This window comes from Microbacterium sp. No. 7 (genome assembly GCF_001314225.1).
GTDB lineage: Bacteria > Actinomycetota > Actinomycetes > Actinomycetales > Microbacteriaceae > Microbacterium.
Genome location: NZ_CP012697.1, coordinates 1,107,485 through 1,129,113, shown reverse-complemented (window position 1 = coordinate 1,129,113; position 21,629 = coordinate 1,107,485). Strand labels below are relative to the sequence as shown.

Annotated in this window: 20 protein-coding genes; 8 read left to right on the top strand and 12 right to left on the bottom strand. The window is 70.1% G+C overall.

Annotation, left to right across the window (positions count from 1 at the left end; genetic code table 11):
• Window position 1: 1 nt before the first annotated feature.
• From AOA12_RS04985 to AOA12_RS04975, 3 genes are all read left to right on the top strand, one after another.
• Window positions 2-463, top strand: coding sequence for a MaoC family dehydratase (locus AOA12_RS04985; protein WP_054680919.1), 462 nt, complete (start codon window positions 2-4; stop codon window positions 461-463).
• A 90-nt stretch (window positions 464-553) separates the two neighbouring features.
• Window positions 554-1,651, top strand: a complete 1,098-nt coding sequence (locus AOA12_RS04980; protein ID WP_054680918.1) for a Zn-dependent alcohol dehydrogenase — start codon at window positions 554-556, stop codon at window positions 1,649-1,651.
• A 42-nt stretch (window positions 1,652-1,693) separates the two neighbouring features.
• The gene (locus AOA12_RS04975) at window positions 1,694-3,163 is read left to right on the top strand and encodes an aldehyde dehydrogenase (protein ID WP_054680917.1); all 1,470 of its coding nucleotides are present in this window, start codon (window positions 1,694-1,696) and stop codon (window positions 3,161-3,163) included.
• Between the two features lie 79 nt (window positions 3,164-3,242).
• Here the strand turns inward: AOA12_RS04975 and AOA12_RS04970 are convergent, their stop codons facing one another.
• From AOA12_RS04970 to AOA12_RS04935, 8 genes are all read right to left on the bottom strand, one after another.
• A complete protein-coding gene (locus tag AOA12_RS04970; protein ID WP_054686790.1) occupies window positions 3,243-4,478 on the bottom strand; it encodes a CaiB/BaiF CoA transferase family protein in 1,236 nt (411 codons plus the stop codon).
• A gap of 5 nt (window positions 4,479-4,483) precedes the next feature.
• Window positions 4,484-5,965 (bottom strand): aldehyde dehydrogenase family protein, encoded by a 1,482-nt coding sequence (locus AOA12_RS04965; protein ID WP_054680916.1) that lies wholly within the window; start codon window positions 5,963-5,965, stop codon window positions 4,484-4,486.
• A gap of 50 nt (window positions 5,966-6,015) precedes the next feature.
• Window positions 6,016-7,947: an AMP-binding protein gene (locus tag AOA12_RS04960; protein WP_054680915.1), complete on the bottom strand. Its 1,932-nt coding sequence runs from the start codon at window positions 7,945-7,947 to the stop codon at window positions 6,016-6,018.
• 56 nt (window positions 7,948-8,003) lie between these two features.
• Window positions 8,004-8,480, bottom strand: coding sequence for a MaoC family dehydratase (locus AOA12_RS04955; RefSeq protein WP_054680914.1), 477 nt, complete (start codon window positions 8,478-8,480; stop codon window positions 8,004-8,006).
• 33 nt (window positions 8,481-8,513) lie between these two features.
• Window positions 8,514-9,599 carry an NAD(P)H-dependent flavin oxidoreductase gene (locus AOA12_RS04950; RefSeq protein ID WP_054680913.1) on the bottom strand — a complete coding sequence of 362 codons (1,086 nt, stop codon included), beginning with the start codon at window positions 9,597-9,599 and terminating at the stop codon, window positions 8,514-8,516.
• Window positions 9,600-9,874: 275 nt separating this feature from the next.
• On the bottom strand, window positions 9,875-10,861 hold the full coding sequence (locus tag AOA12_RS04945) for an NAD-dependent epimerase/dehydratase family protein (protein WP_054680912.1): 987 nt from the start codon (window positions 10,859-10,861) through the stop codon (window positions 9,875-9,877).
• Window positions 10,861-11,202: a DUF4286 family protein gene (locus AOA12_RS04940; RefSeq protein ID WP_054680911.1), complete on the bottom strand. Its 342-nt coding sequence runs from the start codon at window positions 11,200-11,202 to the stop codon at window positions 10,861-10,863. The genes AOA12_RS04945 and AOA12_RS04940 overlap by 1 nt, the downstream gene beginning before the upstream one ends.
• Window positions 11,203-11,285: 83 nt before the next feature.
• Window positions 11,286-12,467: a CaiB/BaiF CoA transferase family protein gene (locus AOA12_RS04935; RefSeq protein WP_054680910.1), complete on the bottom strand. Its 1,182-nt coding sequence runs from the start codon at window positions 12,465-12,467 to the stop codon at window positions 11,286-11,288.
• Between the two features lie 150 nt (window positions 12,468-12,617).
• Here AOA12_RS04935 and AOA12_RS04930 point away from each other — a divergent pair, with 150 nt between their 5' ends.
• Both AOA12_RS04930 and AOA12_RS04925 read left to right on the top strand, forming a co-directional pair.
• Window positions 12,618-13,256, top strand: coding sequence for a TetR/AcrR family transcriptional regulator (locus AOA12_RS04930; protein ID WP_054680909.1), 639 nt, complete (start codon window positions 12,618-12,620; stop codon window positions 13,254-13,256).
• A gap of 69 nt (window positions 13,257-13,325) precedes the next feature.
• Window positions 13,326-14,492, top strand: a complete 1,167-nt coding sequence (locus AOA12_RS04925; RefSeq protein ID WP_054680908.1) for an acyl-CoA dehydrogenase family protein — start codon at window positions 13,326-13,328, stop codon at window positions 14,490-14,492.
• Window positions 14,493-14,649: 157 nt separating this feature from the next.
• On the opposite strand, the gene AOA12_RS04920 is transcribed toward AOA12_RS04925, so the two are convergent.
• The gene (locus AOA12_RS04920) at window positions 14,650-15,111 is read right to left on the bottom strand and encodes a MaoC family dehydratase (protein WP_231637184.1); all 462 of its coding nucleotides are present in this window, start codon (window positions 15,109-15,111) and stop codon (window positions 14,650-14,652) included.
• Window positions 15,112-15,289: 178 nt separating this feature from the next.
• Between AOA12_RS04920 and AOA12_RS04915 the strand changes: the two genes are divergently transcribed.
• The 3 genes from AOA12_RS04915 to AOA12_RS04905 are packed head-to-tail and all read left to right on the top strand — an operon-like array spanning window position 15,290 to window position 18,485.
• Window positions 15,290-15,985 carry a GntR family transcriptional regulator gene (locus AOA12_RS04915; protein WP_054680906.1) on the top strand — a complete coding sequence of 232 codons (696 nt, stop codon included), beginning with the start codon at window positions 15,290-15,292 and terminating at the stop codon, window positions 15,983-15,985.
• Window positions 15,986-16,031: 46 nt separating this feature from the next.
• Window positions 16,032-17,246 (top strand): acetyl-CoA C-acetyltransferase, encoded by a 1,215-nt coding sequence (locus AOA12_RS04910; RefSeq protein WP_054680903.1) that lies wholly within the window; start codon window positions 16,032-16,034, stop codon window positions 17,244-17,246.
• 42 nt (window positions 17,247-17,288) lie between these two features.
• Window positions 17,289-18,485 (top strand): acyl-CoA dehydrogenase family protein, encoded by a 1,197-nt coding sequence (locus tag AOA12_RS04905; protein WP_054680902.1) that lies wholly within the window; start codon window positions 17,289-17,291, stop codon window positions 18,483-18,485.
• Window positions 18,486-18,507: 22 nt separating this feature from the next.
• Here the strand turns inward: AOA12_RS04905 and AOA12_RS04900 are convergent, their stop codons facing one another.
• From AOA12_RS04900 to AOA12_RS04890, 3 genes are all read right to left on the bottom strand, one after another.
• On the bottom strand, window positions 18,508-19,737 hold the full coding sequence (locus AOA12_RS04900; RefSeq protein WP_054680900.1) for a CaiB/BaiF CoA transferase family protein: 1,230 nt from the start codon (window positions 19,735-19,737) through the stop codon (window positions 18,508-18,510).
• A 205-nt stretch (window positions 19,738-19,942) separates the two neighbouring features.
• Window positions 19,943-20,704, bottom strand: coding sequence for an SDR family NAD(P)-dependent oxidoreductase (locus AOA12_RS04895; RefSeq protein ID WP_054680898.1), 762 nt, complete (start codon window positions 20,702-20,704; stop codon window positions 19,943-19,945).
• A gap of 119 nt (window positions 20,705-20,823) precedes the next feature.
• Entirely contained in the window at window positions 20,824-21,597 is a 774-nt protein-coding gene (locus AOA12_RS04890; RefSeq protein ID WP_054680896.1) for an SDR family NAD(P)-dependent oxidoreductase, read from the bottom strand.
• Window positions 21,598-21,629: the final 32 nt, after the last annotated feature.

Genomic DNA, 21,629 nt, shown 5'->3' with positions numbered 1-21,629 from the left:
CATGGCTGAGAAGCGGATCCTGAAGGGCGCCGAAGGACTGGCGGAGGTCGCGGGCCAGGAGCTCGGCGTCAGCGACTGGCTCACGGTCGACCAGGAGATGATCGACACGTTCGGCCGCACGACGGGCGACGAGCAGTGGATCCACATGGATCCCGAGCGCGCCGCGAGCGGACCCTTCGGGGGCACCGTCGCGCACGGCCTGCTCGCGCTCTCCCTCGTCTCGGGGCTGGCCAACCAGATCTACGAGGTCGAGGGGTTCTCGGCCCGTGTGTTCTACGGGCTGGAGAAGGTGCGCTTCCCCCAGGCGCTGCGCTCGGGCGAGCGGGTGCACAACCGGCTGAGCGTGCTGAGCGTCGAGACGATCCCCGCGGGGACGCGCGTCACGTTCGAGCACAAGATCGAGTCGGAGTCGGGCGGGCGCCCCGTGTGCGTCGCCCAGACAGTGATCGTGTTCACGCAGTGACAGACGTGCCGGCGGGGCGAGACCCGCCGGCACGTTCGTGCACGGACCGCGATCAGCACGTCATCAGGAACATTCAAAGGAGAACGATCCATGAAAGCTGCCGTCATGCGCGCCGTGGGCGCGCCGCTCGACATCATCGACGACCTCGAGCTCGGCGAGGTCGGCCCCCGCGAGGTGCGCGTCAAGGTCAAGGCCGCGGGCCTGTGCCACAGCGACCTCACCGTGCTGAACAACGACTACGGCTGGCCCTACCCCGCCGTGCTCGGCCACGAGCTCGCCGGCATCGTCGAAGAGATCGGCAGCCAGGTGACGGCCGTGAAGGTGGGCGACCACGTCGTGGGCAACCTCGTCACGAGCTGCGGCGTGTGCGTCGACTGCCGCCGCGGGCGCTACTCCACGTGCACCGACCCGGGCTCTGTGCGCCGCCCCGCCGGCTCCCCCGCACGCCTGTTCGAGAACGGTGAGCCCATCGCGCAGCTCGCCGACCTCGGCGCGTTCCTGGAAGAGACCATCCTGCACGAGCGCAATCTGGTCGTCGTCGACAAGGCGGTGCCGTTCGACCGTGCCGCGCTGCTGGGCTGCGGCGTGCTGACCGGCATCGGCGCCGTGAAGAACGTCGCCCGCGTGCAGCTCGGCGAGACGGTCGCCGTGCTCGGGTGCGGCGGTGTCGGCCTCAACGTCATCCAGGGCGCCGCCCTCGTCGGCGCCCGGCGCATCATCGCGATCGACCTGCAGCCCGGCAAGCTCGAGCTCGCGAAGAGGTTCGGCGCGACCGACACGATCAACCCCGCCGAGGTCGACGACCTCGCGGCGCGCGTGCGCGAGATCACGGGCGAGCGCGGCGTCGACCACTCGTTCGAGGTCATCGGCCTGCCCGTCACGGCTCAGCAGGCGATCGACATCACGACGGTCGGCGGCACGATGTACCAGGTCGGCATGCACAAGCCCGGCACGGTCGTGGGTCTCGGACAGTTCGACCTGCTGCGCGGGCAGAAGGCGATCCAGGGCCTGCACATGGGCAAGCCGATCCCCGAATACGACATCCCGCTCTACGCCGACCTCTACCGGCAGGGACGCCTGAACCTCGACGACCTCGTCTCGCAGACGATCCCGCTGGAGAGGATCAACGAGGCCTACGCCGACCTGGAGCGCGGCGAGATCGCGCGCAGCGTCGTCGTCTTCGACTGAGGCGACCCGCCTCGACACACCATCAGAGAGGATGCCACGAACATGACACTCGAAGACCTGTACCCGAAGCTGTTCATCGGCGGGGAGTGGGTGACCCCGGCATCCACCCGGCGCCACACCGTCATCTCCCCGCTCACCGAGGAGCCCATCGCCGAGGTCGCCCTCGCCTCGAACGAGGACATGGATGCCGCGGTCGCCGCCGCGCGCGCCGCGTTCGACGAGGGCCCCTGGCCGCGCATGCCGATCGAGGAGCGCATCGCCGTGATGGAGCGCTGGCTGGAGCTCATCACGGCACGCAAGGACGAGTTCGCGAACCTCATCACGAGCGAGATGGGCATGCCCATCACGGTCGCGACGGGCGGCCAGGCCGGCATCGGCCTCATGCTGCTGCAGGACGCCATTCGCATCGCCCGGGAGTTCACGTGGATGGAGACGCGCATCGCGCCCATCGGCAACGCGATCGTCTCGCGCGAGCCGGTCGGCGTCGTGGCATCCGTCGTGCCGTGGAACGGCCCGCTGTCGGTCGCGCTGCTCAAGCTGCCGCCCGCGCTGCTGGCCGGCTGCACGGTCGTCTACAAGACGTCGCCCGAGTCGACGCTCGACGGCTACCTGCTCATCGACCTGCTCAAGCAGGCGGGCCTGCCCGACGGCGTGCTCAACCTGGTGCCCGCCGCGCGCGAGGAGAGCGCCTACCTCGTGACGCATCCCGGCGTCGACAAGGTCTCGTTCACGGGCTCGACGGTCGCGGGCGCGACGATCGGCTCCGAGATCGCGAAGGACTTCAAGCGCCTCACGCTGGAGCTCGGCGGCAAGTCCGCCGCGATCGTGCTCGACGACGCCGACGTCGATCAGTTCGTCGCGGCGACCAAGGGCCTCTCGTTCGGCTACAGCGGGCAGCGGTGCACGAACAAGACGCGCCTCATCGTCCCCCGTTCCCGCGCCGAGGAGATCACCGCGAAGCTCGCCGAGATGATCTCGGCGCTCAAGGTCGGCGACCCGTTCGACCCCGCCACCGAGGTGGGCCCGATGACCACGTCGCAGCATCGCGACCGGGTCGAGGGGTACATCCAGGCGGGCATCGACGAGGGCGCGCGTCTCGTGGTCGGCGGACTCGGGCGCCCCGAGGGCCTGGACAAGGGCTGGTTCGTGAAGCCGACGCTGTTCGCCGACGCGACCAACGACATGAGGATCTGCCAGGAGGAGATCTTCGGTCCCGTCGTCGCGGTGATCGCCTACGACACGGTCGAGGAGGCGATCGCGATCGCCAACGACTCGAAGTACGGCCTGTCGGGCTCGGTGTTCTCCGCCGACCCGAAGCGCGCCTTCGACGTCGCCCGCCGGATCCGCACCGGCACGGTCGAGATCAACGGCTGCACGCCCGGCTTCCACGTGCCCCTCGGCGGCTTCAAGTCGTCGGGCATCGGGCGCGAGGCCGGCCCCGAGGGCTTCAGCGCCTTCACGGAGCTGAAGACCTACGGCCTCCCCGACGGCGTCGCCGAGACGCTCGTCTGACGACACGCAAACACGCGAGGGTGCCAGTTGTCTCGTCGAGATAACTGGCACCCTCGCGGTGTGTGATGGCAGGGGCGGCTCAGATGACGCCCGTGTCGCGGAGCTGCTGGATGCGGTCGGGCGAGTAGCCCAGGTCGGCGGTCAGCACGGCGTCGGTCTGCGCCCCCAGCGGCGGTGCCGGCGTGCTCAGGTCGACGCCGCTCTGCGAGAAGCGGATCGGCACGCCCGGTCCCCAGAAGTCGTCGAGCGTCCCGAACACGGGGTGCGTGATCGGCACGACCTCCTCGCGCTCGCGCACCTCGGCCGTGCGCACGGCCTCGGCGGGCGTGCGCACCGGCTCCGCGGGCGCGCCGTGCGCCTTGAGCCGGGCGAGCGCGTCGTCGAGGTCGAGCTCGGCCGCCCAGCCGGCGACGATCGCGTTGAGCCGGTCGGCGTTGCGCACGCGCGCGTCGCGCCTGCCGAAGTCGGGCGACGTGATGAGGTCGTCACGCCCCATCGCGCGGAAGAGGTTGGCCGCGAGCGGGTCGGTCGGGGCGCAGATGGTGAACCATCCGTCGCGGGTCTCGAACGAGCCGAAGGGCGCGAGCCGCTTCATGTGCAGGCCCGTGCGCGCGGGGATGCCGACGGCTGCCATCGCGTCGAGACCCTCGGCGGCCACGAGCGAGGTGAGCGAGCCGAGCATGCCGACGTCGACGTGCTGGCCCTCGGCGCCGCGATCGACCTGGCCGAGCGCCGCGAGCGTGCCGATCACGCCGAACAGCGGCGTGATGAGGTCGGCGATGGGGATGCCCAGGCGCACGGGCGGATCGCCCTCCTCCCCCGCCGTCATCATCAGGCCACTGAGGCCCTGGATGATGGCATCCATCGCCTTGCGATCGGGGTCGCCCGTCGCGCCGAACCCGCTGATCGACGTGTACACGAGCCGGGGGTTCAGGTGCCGCACCGACGCGTAGTCGACCCCCAGCCGCTTCGTCACTCCCGAGCTGAAGTTCTCGACCAGCACGTCGGCCCGCCGCACGAGGTCGAAGAGCACCGCGCGCGCCTCGGGCTTCTTGAGGTCGAGCGTGACGCTCTCCTTGCCGCGGTTGCGGATGAGGTTCGAGACCGACATGTCCTCGTCGGACTCGCGGGTCATGCTGAAGCCCTCGGCGGTGACATACGGCGAGTTGTTGCGCGCCATGTCACCGCCGTGCGGATTCTCGACCTTGATCACCCGCGCGCCCAGGCCCGCCATGATCAACGTCGCATAGGGACCGGCGAGCGCGACCGAGAGATCGAGGACGACCTTTCCGTGCAGCGGACCAGTGTTCGCCATGCCGGTCAGTTCCACATGCGGGTGACGACCGACTTCGTCTCCAGGTACTCCTCCAGGCCTTCGGGGCCGCACTCACGACCCCAGCCCGACTGCTTGTACCCGCCGATGGGCAGCTGCACGCCGCCGGCCCGGTGGATGTTGATGTTCACGCGGCCGGCCCGCAGCTGACGCGCCACGGTCAGCGCGTTGTTGATGTCGCGCGACCACACGCTCGACGCGAGGCCGAACTCGGTGTCGTTCGCGACGCGCACCGCGTCGTCGACCGACGAGAACGGCATGACGCCGAGCACGGGTCCGAAGATCTCCTCCTTGACCACGCGCATGTCAGGCGTGACGTCGGTCAGCACGGTCGGCGGGTAGTAGTACCCGTCGCCCTCCAGGCGGGCACCGCCGCTGATCACGCGCGCGCCCTCCTCCCGGCCGGCCGCGACGTAGCTCTCCACGCGATCGAGCTGACGCTTCGAGACGAGCGCGCCGAGCTCCACGCCCTCGTCGAACCCGTACCCGATCTTCATCGCACGGCCGGCCTCGGCGACGCCCTGGGCGACGTCCTCGGCGATCGAGTCGTGCACGAACAGGCGCGTGCCCGCCGTGCAGATCTGGCCGTTGTTCCAGAACATGCCCACCGCCAGCGCCGGGATCGCCGCCTCGAGATCGGCGTCGGCGAGCACGATCATCGGCGACTTGCCGCCGAGCTCGAGCGTGACCTTCTTGAGGTTGCCCGTCGCGGCCCGCGCGATCGTCTTGCCGACCGGCACCGATCCCGTGAACGAGATCATGTCGACGGCCGGGTGCTCGGTCAGGGCTGCGCCGGTGACCGTGCCCACGCCCGTCACGACGTTCACGACGCCCGCGGGGATGCCCGCCTCGACCGCCAGCCGGCCGATCGCGAGCGTCGTCAGCGACGCCTCCTCCGAAGGCTTGAGCACGGCGGTGCAGCCCGCGGCGAGCGCGGCGGGCAGCTTCATGCCCAGGCCGACGAGCGGTGCGTTCCACGACGTGATGAGGCCGACGACGCCGATCGGCTCCTTGCGCGAGAAGCCCTGGAAGCGCATGGCCGACGGGCCGATCTCGACGCTCTCGCCGTAGACCTTGTCGGCCCATCCCGCGTAGTAGCGGAACATCTTGACGGCCTCGCCGATCATGGCGCGCGCCTGCGTCACGGGCATGCCCACGTCGAGGGCCTCGAGGCGGGCGAGCTCCTCGACGTTCTGCTCGATCAGGTCGCTCAGGCGCCAGATCAGCACCGAACGGTCCTGACCCGACAGCCCCGTCCACCGTCCCTCGTCGAACGCCCGGCGCGCGGCCGCGACGGCGCGGTCGACGTCCGCCGGCGACGCGGCGCCGATCCGGCCGATCGTGACGGCACGACCCGGATCCTCGACGTCGAGGGTCGCGCCGTCGAGCGGTGCGACCCACTCGCCGTCGATGAAGAAGGAGCCCTCCTGTACGAGGCTGCTCAGTGCGGTTTCGGTTCCATCAGACATCTTCGTCTCCCTAGGTGAGGTGTTGGTTGCGAAGGCTCCGGATGCCGGGCTCAGGCGTCCAGGACGGGAATGTCCTCGATCGGCGTCGAGGGGTCGAGGGCCGAGGTGTCGCCGGTCTCCTGTCCGAGGAAGCGGGCACGGATGATGCGGCGCATGACCTTGCCGTTCTTCGTCTTCGGCAGGCTCGCGACCGCGTACACGGTCGGCGCGAAGCCCTTGCCCGCGTTCGCGGTCGCCGTCGCCTGCAGGTCGGCCGGATCGACCTCTTCGCGCAGCACCGCGAACGCGACGGCGCGCTGCCCCCGCGCGGGATCGGGAACGCCGATCACCGCGACGTCGGCGATGCGCTCGTCGCGCATGAGCGCGGCCTCGATCTCGGCGGGGCCGACGCGACGGCCCGAGAGCTTGAGGGTGTCGTCGGAGCGCCCGTGCAGGACCCACACCCCGTTCTCGTCGACGCTCGCGAGATCGCCGTGCACCCAGGTGCCGGCCCAGCGGCTCCAGTAGGTGTCGAGATAGCGTGCGTCGTCGCCCCAGAACGAGTGGGTCTGGCCGGGGAAGGTGTTGCGGATGACCAGCTCGCCGATCGAGCCGACCACCGGCTCGCCCGACTCGTCGAACACCGCGGCGTCCACGCCCGGCAGCACGCCCGTGAACGACGCCGCCGGCGCGGCGAGGAACGGGTAGCCGATGAGGATGCCGCCGCCCACCTCGGTGCCGCCGGTGAAGTTGATGATGGGGCGCGTGCCGCGTCCCACGGTCTCGAAGAGCCACCACCAGGTCGACTCGTCCCACGCCTCGCCCGTGGAGACGAACGACAGCAGCGACGGCATCTCGGGCACCTCTCCCCCGGCTGTGCGCAGGGCACGGGCTCCCGTGGGCGCGATGCCCTGCACGGTGATGCCGTTGCGCTCGATGACGCGCCACAGGCGGTTGTCCTCGGGGTGGGTGGGCAGGCCCTCGATCATGACCGACGTCGCGCCGAACTGCAGCGGTCCCGTGGCCATCATGGGCCCGACGAGCCAGCCGAGGTCGCTGATCCAGCCGACGACGTCCTTCTCGGACACGTCGAAGCCGTAGCCGAAGTCGACCGCGGTCTTGGTGAGGAAGCCGCCGTGCGAGTGCACGATGCCCTTGGGGCGGCCGGTCGTGCCCGAGGTGTAGACGATGATGTAGGGGTCGTTGGCGTCGACCTCGACGAGCTCGACCGGGGCCGGATCGGCGGGCAGCTCGTCGTAGTAGACGTCGCGGCCCTCCTGCATCGGCACGTCGGTGCCGAGGTGACGCACGACGATGACGTTCTTGACGGTGGGCGCGTCGGCGAGCGCCTCGTCGGCCGTCTTCTTGAGGTTCACGACACCACCGCGACGCGTCGTTCCGTCGGCGGTGATGAGCGCCACGGCGCCGGAGTCCTGCAGGCGCGTGGCGAGGGCGTCGGGCGCATAGCCCGAGAACGTCGGCACCGCGACGGCGCCGATGTAGGCGAGGGCGAGGAACGAGACGGTCGCCTCGGGCGTGACGGGCATGAACTGCACGACGCGGTCGCCCTTCTTCACGCCCAGCGCCGAGAGGTTCGCGGCGAAGCGCTCGACCTCGGCCGCGAGCTGGGCATAGGTGAGGGAGCGGCGCAGACCCGAGTCGCCCTCGTAGACGATCGCCTCCTTGTCGGCGAGCGGCCCGTCGGCGTGGCGCAGCGCGGTGAGCGTGGCGACGTTGATGCGCCCGTCCACGAACCAGCGCGGGTGCTCCTTGCCGGCGGAATCGTCGCGCACCTGCGTGAACGGGGCCGAGAACTCCACGCCGAGGTCTTCCAGCGCGGCGCGCCAGAACCACTCGGGGTCCTGGGCGGCGCGCTGGAGGACCTCGTTCACCGCAGCCGTGTCGTCGCCGTATCCCCAGCTCTTCATCGCCGCGAGCAGCCGCGAACGGTCGCGGACCTCCTGCGACGGCTGCCATGCGAGCGATGCTCCAGACTCAGACATGCGTATCCTCCTTGAAACGGTTGCGGTGTGCGGGTGTCGGTTCAGCGCATCGGCGCTTACTCGGCGGCCTTCTGCGCCTCGACCCAGCTCTTGCGGAGCATGAGGCCGGCACGCGTGCAGTCGCAGACGATCTCGTCGCGCTGGTTGATGCCGAGGTGGCGGAACGTCACGATGCCCGAGTCCTCGCGCTTCCTCGACTCGCGCACCTCGAGGATCTCCGTGCGCACGCGGATGGTGTCGCCGTGGAAGGTCGGCTTCGGGAACTTGACCTCGCTGAAGCCGAGGTTCCCGAGCGTGGTTCCGTACGTCGTCTGCTGCATCGAGATGCCCGCGACGAGGGCGAGCAGGAACATGCTGTTCACCAGACGCTGGCCGAACATCTGGCCCTTGCTGTACTCGGCATCGAGGTGCAGCGGCGCCATGTTGAGCGTCATCGTGCTGAAGAGCACGTTGTCGGTCTCGGTGACGGTTCGACGCACTTCGTGCTCGATGACCATCCCGACTTCGAACTCTTCGAGATACAGACCTGGCATGGGGTTTCCTTTCGTTCTTCGCTGATCGCGCGATCAGCGGGAGTAGCTGAAGCGGGCCTTGGCCTCGTCGAGCGCGGCGACGGTCTCCTCGACCAGGCGCACGAGCACCTCGCCGGCGGGCAGCACGTCCTTGATGAGACCCGAGCCCTGACCGGCGGGGAGCGCCTGCTGGTCCTTGAGATCGGCCTCCGCGGCGGCGAAGCGCACGGGGCTCTGCACGACGCGCTGCAGCGGGTAGCCGAGCATCTGGTCCTCGCGGCCCTCCCACACCTCGGTGAAGCGGTTCTGCAGCTGACGCACATACAGGCCGTCGAACAGCAGCGAGCGGATCGTGGTGTCGTGGTCGGCCTCGACGATCGACTGCTTGTAGTTCGGGCCGACGCTCGACTCGAGGGTGTTGATGAAGCGGGTGCCCACCCATGCGCCCGCGGCGCCCTGGGTCAGCACGCCGGCGATCTGGGCGCCCGTCACGAGACCGCCCGCGGCGACCACGGGGACCGTGGCGAACTCGAGCACCTCCTGCAGGAGCGTGATCAGGCCGACGTCGCCCGTGTGACCGCCGCCCTCGGTGCCCTGCACGACGATGACATCGGTGCCCTTCTGCATCGCCGACTTGGCGTGCGAGGCGCGGCCCACCATCGAGATCGTCTTGGCGCCCCAGCTGTGCGCCTGCTCGACGGCCCACTCGGCCGTGCCGAGCGCGCAGGCGATGACCTCGACGCCGTACTTCTCGCAGATGTCCATCTTGCGGTGCGCGTCCTCGATGCCCATCGCCTTGTCGTCGACGTCCTTGACCTCGACGCCGAGCGCCTCGACCTCGGCCGCGAGCTCCTTGATCGGGTCGGGCCAGTTGGCGCGGTCGACGGGCGGCGGGTTCTGCGGGGCGCGGGCCGGGAAGCCGATGTCGACGCAGAGCGGCTTGTCGGTGAGGCTGCGGACGAGCTTGATCTCCTCCTCGACACGCTCGGGGCTCGGCGAGATCGCGGCGATGGTGCCGAGACCGCCCGCGGCCGAGACCGCCGCGGCGAGCGGGCCGAAGGCGACGCCGCCCATGCCTGCCTGCAGAATCGGGTACTCGATGCCGAGGAGATCACACAGAGGTGTCTTCAGAGTGGCCATTCGCTCCTCCTTCAGGAGTTGTCAGGGTGTGGGGTGAGGTGGTCGATGTCGGGGTCGTACGCGCTCGAGGACCGCGGTCGGGCTCTGCCCGCCGCCGATGCACGGGGAGACCGCCGACCGCGACATGAGCCTTTCCCAGCCGCAGCCGGATTCACAGGATGAAACACGACCATGTATTTTCTAACAGAATATTAGAAGAAGTTCGACGCCCCCACAAGCCCTGTGATGCGGACCGCCGCGATGAGCGGGGGCCCGCATCGGCGCGGGCGCCCGCGTCAGTGCGCGTCCTCGCGGTCGAACCACTCGACCGTGCGGCGCAGCCCCTCCTCGACGGAGACCTGCGCCTCCCAGCCGATGAGGCGCTTGGCCTTCTCGCCCGTGAAGCCGATGGCCGGGACACGAGGCAGCTCCCCCTTCGTCGGGTCGATGGCGTGCTCGGCGACCAGGTCGGACCCGCACGCCTCCGTGATGATCTCGACGACGCGGTTGGTCGTCGTGTCGACGCCCGAGACGATGTTCAGCGCCTCGCCCGACGCCTCGCTCTCCATCGCGAGGATGTTCGCCCGAGCCACGTCGGACGCGTAGACGTAGTCCTGCACCTGCTCGCCGTTGCCCTGGATGACGGGCGCGGTGCCGGCGCGGATGCTGTCGTACGCCTTGGCCATGTCGGATCCCGCGAGCGAGCGGCGGTGCGCCGGGTCGCCGTACAGCTGGCCGTAGCGCAGCGCGAGGTAGTCGAGCCCGTAGGCGTCCTTGTAGAACGCGCAGAGCCCCTCGCCGATGATCTTCGAGCCCGCGTACAGCTGCACGAAGTGCGGGAGCTTCTGCCAGTGCGACGGCGCGTCCTCCTCGGGACCGCCCGCGAACGTGCCGTAGATGCCGATCGACGAGCTGAAGACGACCTTGGCCGCCTTCGCCTGGCGCGCCGCCTCCAGCACGTTCTGCGTGCCGCGCACGTTGACGTCGAGGCCCATCCAGGGGTTGGCGAGCATCGGCTCGCCCAGCACGGCCGCGACGAGGAAGACGCCGTCGGCGCCCTCGAACGGGTCGTGCAGCTCGTTGAGCCGCATCATGTCCGCGCGCACGAAGCGGGCGCGCGGGTCGGTCAGGACGTCCTGCAGGTTCGACGCGACGCCGAGCGCGAGGTTGTCCATGAGGACGACCTCGCGCGCACCGGCGTCGAGCAGCTGCCGCCCGAGGTGCGTGCCGAGCAGTCCGGCGGCACCGACGACGACGTACTTCCCGTCGGCGATCCGCGGCATCACTCGCTCCGGGAGACGATCTCGGTGATCGGCTCGAAGTAGTTCGCGTAGCGGTCCGCGTGCAGCGCGGGGCTGATCGGCATGTCGGGCGTGTTGTAGCGCTCCTGGATGCCGTTCGTGACGACGTCGGGCTCCGCCGCGTCACAGCTGTAGAGGGCGAGGTACTTGTACGGGTAGGGACCCGCGCCGCGCTGCTGCTCGGTGAGGCGGAAGCGCTGGGCGCTCTCCACGCCCGGCACGCGCAGCACGTCGGGGATGTGCTGCTCCTCGTACCAGCGGTTGTACTCGTCCTCCACCTCAGGGGAGGTGGGATTGGTCAGGACCACATAGGTGAACTTCATCGTCTTCCCTTCGCCGAGCGGGGCTTCGCTGCAACGAGGGAAACATTACTATGGAATATATGATGCTTCAACAGGTCGCGGAGTCAGCCGCGGGCGACGCCCTCCGGCAGGGTCGCGACCGCCCCGGCGTCCTGCAGCGCCGCGATCTCGGCATCCGTGAAGCCCCAGCGCGAGAGCACGTCGACCGAGTGCTCGCCCGGGAAGGCCGCGGGCCCCTGGATGCGGCCGGGCGTGCGCGCGAAGTGCGGGGCGGGTGCCGGCTGGACGATGCCGTCGTGCGGCACGAACGCGCCGCGCGCGACGTTGTGCTCGTGCTCGCGCGCCTCGGCGAGTGTCAGCACGGGCGAGAAGCACGTCTCCACGCCCGCCATGAGCGCGACCCACTCGTCGCGCGTGCGCTCCTTGAACGCCGCGGCGAACCGCTGGCGCATCTGCGGCCACGCGTCCTGGTCGTACTGCGGCGGCAGCTCGTCGAGCGACCAGCCGAGGGCCTCGACGAGCGCCCGGTAGAACTGGGGCTCGTTCGCGGCCACCGCGACGAACCCGCCGTCCGCGGTCTCGTAGACGTTGTAGTGCGGCGAGCCGCCGTCGTGGCGGTTCGCCTCCCGCTGGTCCTTCCACATGCCGATCTGGTGCATGCCGTGCAGCAGGCCGCCCAGCAGCGACGCCCCCTCGGTCATGGCGGCGTCGATGACCTGGCCCTCGCCCGTCGCACGGGCCGAGAGGACGCCCGCCAGCACGCCGAACGCGAGCAGCAGGCCGCCGCCGCCGAAGTCGCCGACGAGGTTGAGCGGCGGCACGGGACGCTCGGCGGGCCCGATCGTCGACAGGATGCCGGTGAGCGCGAGGTAGTTGAGATCGTGGCCGGGGACCTGGGCGAGGGGGCCGTCCTGGCCCCAGCCCGTCATGCGGCCGTAGACGAGCCGCGGGTTGCGCGCGAGGCAGGCGTCGGGCCCGATGCCGAGGCGCTCCGCGACGCCGGGGCGGAAGCCCTCGATGAGCGCGTCGGCCGACTCGACCAGACGCAGCAGGGCCTCGACGCCCTCGGGCCTCTTGAGGTCGAGCGCCACCGACTTGCGCCCGCGGCGGGTGACGAGCTCGATGGGCGGCGGTCCGTCGGCGCGGTGCGCCCGCGCCTCGGCCGCGCGATCGACGCGGATGACCTCCGCGCCCATGTCGCTCAGCATCATCGCGCACCACGGCCCCGGGCCGATCGCGCCGACCTCGATGACTCTCAGTCCGTTCAGGGGTCCCGTGCTCGTCATGGCTCCTCCAGTCGGCCGCGCCGTCGAGGCGGTCGGCTGCGCCGGCGTCGGCGCGAAATTAATCTAACAATACGTTCGATTTTCGTCAAGATTGCGATATCCTTCAGGGGCACGGACACCGGCAGCACGGTGAGAAGCAGAGGAGCCCCCGTGACCCCCACGACCAGCGAGAAGCCCGCGAGCCGCCGCGGCGGCTCGAAGTCGGACGCGACCCGCGCCCGCATCTTCGCCGCCGCGGGACAGGTGCTCGCCGAGCAAGGCTACGAGAACGCGAGCCTCTCGGCGATCGCCCACGCCGCGGGGCTGCAGGCCGGCAGCCTGTACTACTACGTCGACTCCAAGGACCAGCTCGTCGAGCAGACGCTCAACGGCGGCGTCGCGCGCGCGCACGCGGACGTGCGCACCGCCCTCGATGCCCTCGATCCGTCCGCGACGCCCGGCGAGCGCCTGGCCGCCGCGCTGCACGCGTTCATCCTCGTGCGGCTGGAGATCGGCGCGATCTCGACGGCGCACCACCGCAGCTACCGCCAGCTCCCCGAGGAGATCCGCGAGCGTCTGCGCCCCGAGATGGAGAGGTTCTCCCGGCTGTGGGACGAGCTCGTGCGCGCCGCCGTCGACTCGGGCGAGGTGCGCGACGACATCGACCCCTTCGTCCTCCACCTGTTCGTGGTGCACACCTCCGAGCAGATCCCCAAGTGGCCCAAGTCGGCACGGTCGTCGACGGAGCAGACCGTGCGGACGATGGTGTCGCTCATCCTCAACGGCGTCGCGACCCGCGACGAGCGATGACAGACCCGTCGCCCCGCGACGGCGAGAGATCGCACACATCCCCGCGCACATATCGAAGAAAGGTGCAGCATGTCTGAAGTAAGCCCCGACGAGTTCTCCGAGGTGCTGGCGCAGGTCCGCCAGTTCATCCGCACGCGCGTGATCCCGCGCGAGCAGGAGATCATGGACACCAACGCCATCCCGGAGGACATCCGCACCGCGGCCGCCGAGATGGGCCTCTTCGGGTATGCGATCCCGCAGGAGTGGGGCGGCCTGGGCCTCGACCTGACGCAGGACGTCGAGCTGGCGTTCGAGTTCGGCTACACGTCGCTCGCCCTGCGCTCGATGTTCGGCACCAACAACGGCATCGCGGGCCAGGTGCTCGTGAAGTTCGGCACCGACGAGCAGAAGGAGACCTGGCTGGAGCGCATCGCCTCGGGCGAGGTCGTCGCCTCGTTCGCGCTCACCGAGCCGGGTGCCGGGTCGAACCCCGCGGGCCTGCGCACCAAGGCCGTCCGCGACGGCGACGACTGGGTCATCTCGGGCCAGAAGCGCTTCATCACGAACGCGCCGTCGGCCGACCTCTTCGTGACGTTCGCGCGCACGCGCCCGAAGGACGAGAACGGCGAGGGCATCGCCGTCTTCCTGGTCCCCGCCGGCACCCCCGGCGTCACCGTGGGCCCGAAGGACCGCAAGATGGGCCAGGAGGGCGCGGCGACCGCCGAGGTCTTCTTCGAGGACGTGCGCGTGCCCGCCTCGGCCCTCGTCGGCGGCTCGGAGGACGTCGGCTACACGGCCGCGATGACCTCGCTCGCCCGCGGCCGCGTGCACATCGCCGCCCTCGCGGTCGGCCAGGCGCAGCGCGCGCTCGACGAGTCGGTCGCCTACGCCGCCTCGGCGACGCAGGGCGGCACCGCGATCGGCGACTTCCAGCTGGTGCAGGCCCACCTCGCCGACATGCAGGTCGGCGTCTCGACGGGCCGCGCGATCGTGCGCGACGCCGCACCCAAGTACGTCAGCGGCGAGGACACCCGCGTGGGCCCGTCGGTCGCGAAGCTGTACTGCACCGAGATGGCCGGACGCGTCGCCGACCTCGCCGTGCAGATCCACGGCGGCACCGGCTACATGCGCGACGTCGTCGTCGAGCGCATCTACCGCGACATCCGCCTGCTGCGCCTGTACGAAGGCACGAGCGAGATCCAGCGCCTCATCATCGGCGGCAGCCTGGTGCGCGCCGCCAAGAAGCGCCAGGGCTGAGCCCCTCCGCACGATGGCCCCTCCCGGACGGGAGGGGCCATCGTCGCATCCGGGTGACGGCGAGCGGGGTCGCGACCTCCTGCTCAGCGGGGAAGTGGGCCTGATCGGGGTCGAACGCCGCGGCTGCGCCGGTGGGGCCCCGCCCCGGCGTCCGAGCTCACGGCGTGAACAACGTGAGAGTCTGGGCGAAGCAGACCGGCCGCTCACCGTCCTCCACCTCGACACGATGCTGGAAGGCGACCCTGACGCCCGCCGGGAGCTCGTCGACGCTCAGAACCGTCACGCGATCGCGCACCCGCTCGCCGGAGAGCAGCGGCCGCGGGTATCGCACCTTGTCGACGCCGTAGTTGACGCGCGCGGAGAAGCCCGTCACCTCGTAGACGCTGTTCGCGAGCACGGGGATCAACGACAGCATGAGGAACCCGTGGGCCACGGTGGAGCCGAACGGCCCTGCCGCGGCCCGCTCGACGTCCGTGTGGATCCATTGCTCATCACCCGTCGTGCGTGCGAAGGAACCGATCATCTCCTGGTCGACCAGCAGCCAGTCGCTGACGCCGAGCTCCTCACCGACGACCGATCTCAGTCCCCGCACACCCTCGAGCACCCGTTTCGAGACCACGATGCATTCCTCGCTTCAGATTCCGCCACGCTGCAGGTGTCCGATCGACGATGATGGCCGCAGATCAGATTTTTGATAAATGATATCTTATTGCCCAGTGATGAGGTCACCGTCCCGACCTCCCACGGAGACACGTGCGCGTGACCTTGCGAGATCCGCAACCGTGCAAAGGAGACCCATGAGCCGCACCGCCGCATCCGACGGCGACGAGCGCCGCCCCCGCCGCACCTACAAGGCAGAAGCCGCCGCCCATCTCCGCAGCCAGATCCTCTCGGGCGCGCTCCCGCCCGGCAGCCGGATCGACCAGGACGCGGTCTCCGACGCCCTGGGCATCAGCAAGCTCCCCGTGCGAGAGGCGCTCATCCAGCTGGAGTCGGAGGGGCTCATCGTCAACGTCGCGCACCGCGGCGCCTTCGTCGGCCTCACCTCGCCCGAAGACATCCTCGACTCCTTCGAGGTCTACGGACTCGCCTCCGGCCTTGCCGCCTCGCGCGCCGTGGACCGCATCACCCCCGAGCAGCTCGCGAGGCTGGAATCGATATGCGATCAGATGGATGCCAGCCACGACATGGCGGAGCTGCAGGAGCTGAACCGGCAGTTCCACCGGCTGGTCAGCCAGGTCGGCGGATCGGGCCGGCTCCGCGCGATCCTGCGCTACCTCACGTCGAGCCTGCCCGCCAACTTCTACGAGTTCGCGCCGCACTGGCGCGAGACGGCGAACCGCGAGCATCGCGAGATCTTCGAGGCCATCAGAGACAGAGACAAGGAACGGGCGGACCACGCGATGGCCCAGCACACCTGGCACGGCGGCGAGCACGCCGTGGAGGTGCTGAAGCAGCGTGGTTTCTGGGCATCCGTCGAGACCCCCACCTGATCCCGGCTGCGTGCCGGCACCGGACCCCAACGAAACCGAGGTAGTCATGGAGAACATCGTCATCTGCGAACCGCTGCGCAGCCCCGTGGGCCGCTTCGGCGGGCAGTTCAAGGATCTTCGCGTGCAGCAGCTGGGGTCACAGGTGCTCGCCGAGCTCGTGCGTCGCACCGGCATCGCGGCCGAGGACGTCGATGACGTCATCCTGGGCAACTGCTACCCGACCATGGACACGCCGGCGCTGGGCCGGGTCGTCGCGCTCGACGCGGGGCTGCCGATCGAGACGCCGGGCTACCAGATCGACCGCCGCTGCGGATCGGGCCTGCAGGCCGTGCTCAACGCGGCGATGCAGATCAGCGCGGGTGCGAGCGATCTCATCATCGCGGGCGGCGCCGAGAGCATGAGCAACGCGGCGTTCTACTCCACCGACATGCGGTGGGGCGTGACGGGACTCGCGCTTCCCCTGCACGACAGCCTCGCCCGGGGTCGTGTGACGGCGGGCGGAGAGAACTTCCCCGTGCCCGGCGGCATGATCGAGACCGCTGAATGCCTGCGCTCCGACTACTCGATCCCACGCGAGGAGCAGGACCGGCTCGCCTATGAATCGCACCGCCGCGCGGTCGCGGCGCAGGAGAACGGCATCTTCGCGGAAGAGATCGTGCCGATCTCGGTACCCGGGCGCAAGGGCGCGGTGACCGTGGTCGACAAGGACGAGCACCCCCGGCCCGACATCTCGCTGGAGACCCTCGCCGGGCTGCGTCCCATCCGGCACGCGGCCGATCCGGATGCCACGGTCACGGCCGGCAACGCCAGCGGGCAGAACGACGGCGCCGCGCTCTGCATCGTCGCGACCGCGGCGGAGGCGGAGAGACTCGGCCTCCGTCCCCTCGTCCGGCTCGTCTCGTGGGCCGTCGCGGGCGTGCCCCCGAAGACGATGGGCATCGGTCCCGTGCCCTCGACGTCCGCCGCGCTCGAGCGCGCGGGCCTCACGCTGGCCGACATCGACCTCATCGAGCTCAACGAAGCGTTCGCCGCCCAGGTGCTCGCCTGCACGCGCGAATGGGGCTTCGTGGAATCCGACTTCGCGCGCATGAACGTTCACGGCTCCGGCATCTCCCTCGGTCACCCCGTCGGCGCGACCGGCGTGCGCATCCTCTCGACCCTCGCTCGCGAGATGCGGCGTCGCGATGCCCGCTACGGGCTCGAGACCATGTGCATCGGAGGCGGCCAGGGTCTCACCGCGATCTTCGAGCGCGTCGCCTGACGTCGCGCGGAACCCGACCCCGAAGCATCAACAGGAGACCACATGAACCAGCGCCTCGCGCAGACCGAAGGCCTCACCGATGTGCAGCAGGAGATCCTCGCCGCCGTCCGCGAGTTCGTCGACAAGCAGATCATCCCGAACGCCGCCGAGCTCGACCGGAAGGACGAGTACCCGACGCAGATCGTCGAAGGGCTGAAGTCCCTCGGCATCTTCGGCCTCACGATCCCGGAGGAGTTCGGAGGGCTCGGCGAATCGCTGCTGACCTACACGCTGGTCGTGGAGGAGCTCTCCCGCGGCTGGATGAGCATCTCCGGCATCGTCAACACGCACTTCATCATCGCGTACATGGTGATGCAGCACGGCACCGACGAGCAGAAGCGACGCTACCTGCCGCGCCTGGCCACCGGCGAGCTGCGCGGCGCGTTCTCGATGTCCGAGCCCGCCCTCGGCAGCGACGTCGCGGCGATCAGCACGAAGGCGACCAGGATCAGCGACGACGAGTACTCGATCACGGGCGCGAAGATGTGGCTGACCAACGGCGGATCCTCGAGCCTCGTCGCCGTCCTCGTGAAGACCGACGAGGGCCAGGACAAGCCGCATCGCAACCTCACGACGTTCCTCATCGAGAAGACCCCTGGCTTCGGCGAGGTCAAGCCCGGCATCACGATCCCGGGCAAGATCGACAAGATGGGCTACAAGGGCGTCGACACGACCGAGCTCCTCTTCGACGACCACCGCCTTCCCGCCTCCGACATCCTCGGCGGCGTGCCCGGCAAGGGCTTCTACCACATGATGGACGGCGTCGAGGTGGGCCGGGTGAACGTCGCCGCCCGTGGCGTGGGGGTCTCGGTGCGGGCCTTCGAGCTGGCGGTCGACTACGCGCAGCAGCGCACGGCCTTCGGCAAGCCGATCGCGCAGCACCAGGCGGTGCTGTTCCGTCTCGCCGAGATGGGCACCAAGATCGAGGCCGCGCACGGCCTCGTCGTCGCGGCGGCACGCAAGAAGGACTCGGGCCAGCGCAACGACATGGAGTCGGGCATGGCCAAGTACCTCGCCGCCGAGTACTGCAAAGAGGTCGTCGAGGATGCCATGCGCATCCACGGGGGGTACGGGTACGCGAAGGAGTACGAGATCGAGCGCATCTACCGGGATGCGCCGATGCTCCTCATCGGCGAGGGAACGGCCGACATCCAGCGTATGATCGTCGGTCAGCGGCTGCTGGAGCGCTACGCCCGCTGAGATCCGCGAGGACGCCCTCCGCCTACCGCGAGGACGACGGCTCGAACGCGATGCCCTCGCTCAGGTAGCGCTCGATCTCGCTCCCGTCGACGCCCGCCTCCTCGGCCAGCACCTCGCGCGTCTGCTCCCCCACCGTCGGCGCGTCCCCGAACCGCGCCGCGCCGACGCCATCGAGCCGGAAGGGCGTGTCGACGGCCGGCAGCCCGCCCTCGAGCCGGCGCACGCTGCCCGCGTGCACGACCTGGGGATCCCTGAGGAGCGCCTCGTAGTCCTGGATCGGCCCGCACACGATGCCCGCGGCGCGCAGCGCGTCGATCCACTCCGCCACGGGTCGCGTGGGGAACACCTCGTCGAGCACCTTCCAGAGCTCCGCCTGGTGGGCCAGCCGGTCGACGCCGGTCGCGAACCGCTCCTCGCGCAGGGCATCGGCGTCGAGGATCTCGACGAACGGCTGCCAGTAGTGATCGAAGACGCCGATCGTGAACCAGCCGTCGCTGCCGCGCGCGACGCCCGAGGCGCCGATGAGCGGATGCCGGTTGCCCGGCGCCTGCGGAACGGTTCCGCTCACGAGCATGTCAACGATGCCCGTGCTCTGGAACGCGAGCAGCGAGTCGAGCAGGCTGACCTCGACACGCGTGCCGACGCCCTGGCGATCGCGGCGCAGCAGCGCCAGCAGCACGCCGGAGAACGCGTTGGCGCCCGCGAGCATGTCGGAGACGACCGTGCCGACGCGCATGGGCGCGCCGCCGGGCTCGCCCACGATGCTCATGAGGCCGCCGTAGGCCTGCATCATCGAGTCGCTCGCGGGGGCGCCGGCCATCGGGCCCGTCGCGCCGAAGCCCGTCACCGAGCAGTAGATGAGCCGCGGGTCCTTCTGCGAGAGCACGTCGTAGCCGAGGCCCAGGCGGTCCATGACCCCGGGGCGGAAGCTCTCGACGACGACGTCGCTGCGGTCGACGAGCCGGTGCACGACCTCGCGCGCCTCGGGCTTGGTGAGGTCGAGGCAGAGGCTGCGCTTGTTGCGGTTGACGGCGACGAACGTGCTGCCGAGGCCCGTCGCGCCGTCCTTGTTGCCCAGGGTGCGCGCCCAGTCGCCGCGCGGCGGCTCGACCTTGACCACCTCGGCGCCCGCGTCGGCGAGCAGCTGCGCGGCGTAGGGGCCCGCGACGCCCTGTCCGAGGTCGAGCACGCGCAGTCCCGCGAGGGGGGCGTCGGCTCGCGGCGGCGTGGGCGATTGCGCTTCAGATGACATGGGTCCTCCATCGGGCCGGTCGGCGCGGCCGGGCGACCGCGGTGCCTCACGTCCAGGATATACGAACGAAATAGAATATAGAGGATGGGCGGAGTGTGGATCCGGGCATCGGGATCGCCGCCGCGATGACGTCGGAAAGCCCCTCCGGCACCGTGGAGGGGCTTTCCTCGCCCGCCCCGGGAAGGCCCGGGCGGGCGGTGCGACGTCAGACGCTGGTGTACCCGCCGTCGACGACGAGCTCCGCGCCCGTGATGTACGACGCGTCGTCGCTGGCGAGGAAGAGCACGGCCTTGGCGACCTCGGCGGCCTGGCCGACGCGGCCCATCGGGATCGCGTTGACGAACGGCGCGATGCTCTCGGGGTTCTCCATGAGCTCGCGGTTCTGCTCCGTGGCATCGATGACCCCGGGGTAGACGGAGTTGACCCGGATGCCGCTCGCGGCGAGGTCGGCCGCGGCCATCTTCGCCATCAGGCGGTTGGCACCCTTGGAGGGGCTGTAGAACGGGTTGATCCCCGGCAGGGCGACGATGCCGGCGATCGACGACATGTTGACGATCGATCCCCCACCCTGCGCCTTCATCGACGGAAGCACCGACTGGATGCCGCGGAACTGGCTGAGCGTGTTGATCTCCAGCATCTTCCGGACGTCGTCGAGCGTCGTCGTCTCCCAGCTCGTCATCTCGCCGGGAAGGCCCGTGTTGTTGACGAGGATGTCGATGCGGCCGTAGCTGTCGAGCGTCGCGGCGATCGCGTTCGCCCAGTCGTCGTCGCTCGTCACGTCGAGCTTGAGCCCGATCGCCTCGTAGCCCTGTGCGCGCAGCTCCTCCGCGATCGCCTCCACGCGCTCGGCGATGATGTCGGTCGCGACGACCTTCGCCCCCTCCGCGGCGAACAGGCGCGCATCCGCGGCTCCCATGCCGTCGCCCGCTCCCGTGATGATCGCGACCTTGTCGTCCAGACGTCCCATGTCTCTCCCTTTCTCCCGCTGTCTCGCGGCCGGTCGTCATCGACCGATAGCCACACGATACACCGAATACCTAACAGCCAATCAGCTTTGACCGTCGCCGTCCGGCCAGTCCCCCGGATTCAGACGGCGGTCATGCCGCCGTCGACTGGCAGCGTGACGCCCGTGATGAACGACGCCTCGTCGGAGACGAGGAACAGCGCCGCGGCGGCGAGCTCCGCCGGCTCCGCGAACCGCCGCATGGGCGTCATCCCCGTGACCGCCGCCGCGAACGCCTCCGTCTCGACCTCCTGGCCCGGCCGCGAGGCGAACCCGGCGATCATGGGCGTCGAGGTGGGCCCCGGGGCGATCGCGTTGACGCGGATGCCCTCCGCGGCGTATCGGGCGCCGAGGGAGCGCACGAGACCCACGAGCGCCGTCTTCGCGGCCCCGTACAGGGGGCTGCTCACCGACGCGACGACCCCGGCCGTCGACGAGGTGAACAGGATGCTGCCGCCGCCGCGCTCCTGCAGATGCGGGATGGCGTACTTGGCCGCGAAGAAGGCGCCCTTCACGTTGATGTCCATGCCGCGCTCGTAGTCGGCGTCCTCCGTCGCCTCGATGGCCCCCGCGCACGGGAACCCGGCGTTGTTGAAGAGGATGTCGAGGCCGCCGTACGCCTCGACGGCGGCCTCGATCATCCCCCTCACCTGGTCGAGGTCGGACACGTCGGCGCGCACGGCGCGCGCCCGTCCCCCCTGCGCCTCGATCTCGGCGGCCACGGCGTCGGCCGCGGCCGCGTCGAGGTCGGCCACGACGACGCACGCCCCCTCGGCGGCGAACCGGAGGGCCGAGGCCCGCCCGATCCCCGATCCGCCGCCCGTGACGATCGCGACCTTGTTCTCCAGCTGTCCCATCGTCATCCTCGCCTCTCTGCGGAGCGTGCCAT

What these genes read in the sequence shown, in the direction of transcription:
- AOA12_RS04950 (WP_054680913.1), bottom strand. Translation starts at nt 9,599, where the DNA reads ATGGCCACTCTGAAGACACCTCTGTGTGATCTCCTCGGCATCGAGTAC.
- AOA12_RS04960 (WP_054680915.1), bottom strand. Translation starts at nt 7,947, where the DNA reads ATGTCTGAGTCTGGAGCATCGCTCGCATGGCAGCCGTCGCAGGAGGTC.
- AOA12_RS04935 (WP_054680910.1), bottom strand. Translation starts at nt 12,467, where the DNA reads ATGACGAGCACGGGACCCCTGAACGGACTGAGAGTCATCGAGGTCGGC.
- AOA12_RS04895 (WP_054680898.1), bottom strand. Translation starts at nt 20,704, where the DNA reads ATGGGACGTCTGGACGACAAGGTCGCGATCATCACGGGAGCGGGCGAC.
- AOA12_RS04970 (WP_054686790.1), bottom strand. Translation starts at nt 4,478, where the DNA reads ATGGCGAACACTGGTCCGCTGCACGGAAAGGTCGTCCTCGATCTCTCG.
- AOA12_RS04905 (WP_054680902.1), top strand. Translation starts at nt 17,289, where the DNA reads ATGAACCAGCGCCTCGCGCAGACCGAAGGCCTCACCGATGTGCAGCAG.
- AOA12_RS04900 (WP_054680900.1), bottom strand. Translation starts at nt 19,737, where the DNA reads ATGTCATCTGAAGCGCAATCGCCCACGCCGCCGCGAGCCGACGCCCCC.
- AOA12_RS04955 (WP_054680914.1), bottom strand. Translation starts at nt 8,480, where the DNA reads ATGCCAGGTCTGTATCTCGAAGAGTTCGAAGTCGGGATGGTCATCGAG.
- AOA12_RS04980 (WP_054680918.1), top strand. Translation starts at nt 554, where the DNA reads ATGAAAGCTGCCGTCATGCGCGCCGTGGGCGCGCCGCTCGACATCATC.
- AOA12_RS04985 (WP_054680919.1), top strand. Translation starts at nt 2, where the DNA reads ATGGCTGAGAAGCGGATCCTGAAGGGCGCCGAAGGACTGGCGGAGGTC.
- AOA12_RS04940 (WP_054680911.1), bottom strand. Translation starts at nt 11,202, where the DNA reads ATGAAGTTCACCTATGTGGTCCTGACCAATCCCACCTCCCCTGAGGTG.
- AOA12_RS04925 (WP_054680908.1), top strand. Translation starts at nt 13,326, where the DNA reads ATGTCTGAAGTAAGCCCCGACGAGTTCTCCGAGGTGCTGGCGCAGGTC.
- AOA12_RS04890 (WP_054680896.1), bottom strand. Translation starts at nt 21,597, where the DNA reads ATGGGACAGCTGGAGAACAAGGTCGCGATCGTCACGGGCGGCGGATCG.
- AOA12_RS04945 (WP_054680912.1), bottom strand. Translation starts at nt 10,861, where the DNA reads ATGCCGCGGATCGCCGACGGGAAGTACGTCGTCGTCGGTGCCGCCGGA.
- AOA12_RS04965 (WP_054680916.1), bottom strand. Translation starts at nt 5,965, where the DNA reads ATGTCTGATGGAACCGAAACCGCACTGAGCAGCCTCGTACAGGAGGGC.
- AOA12_RS04910 (WP_054680903.1), top strand. Translation starts at nt 16,032, where the DNA reads ATGGAGAACATCGTCATCTGCGAACCGCTGCGCAGCCCCGTGGGCCGC.
- AOA12_RS04975 (WP_054680917.1), top strand. Translation starts at nt 1,694, where the DNA reads ATGACACTCGAAGACCTGTACCCGAAGCTGTTCATCGGCGGGGAGTGG.
- AOA12_RS04915 (WP_054680906.1), top strand. Translation starts at nt 15,290, where the DNA reads ATGAGCCGCACCGCCGCATCCGACGGCGACGAGCGCCGCCCCCGCCGC.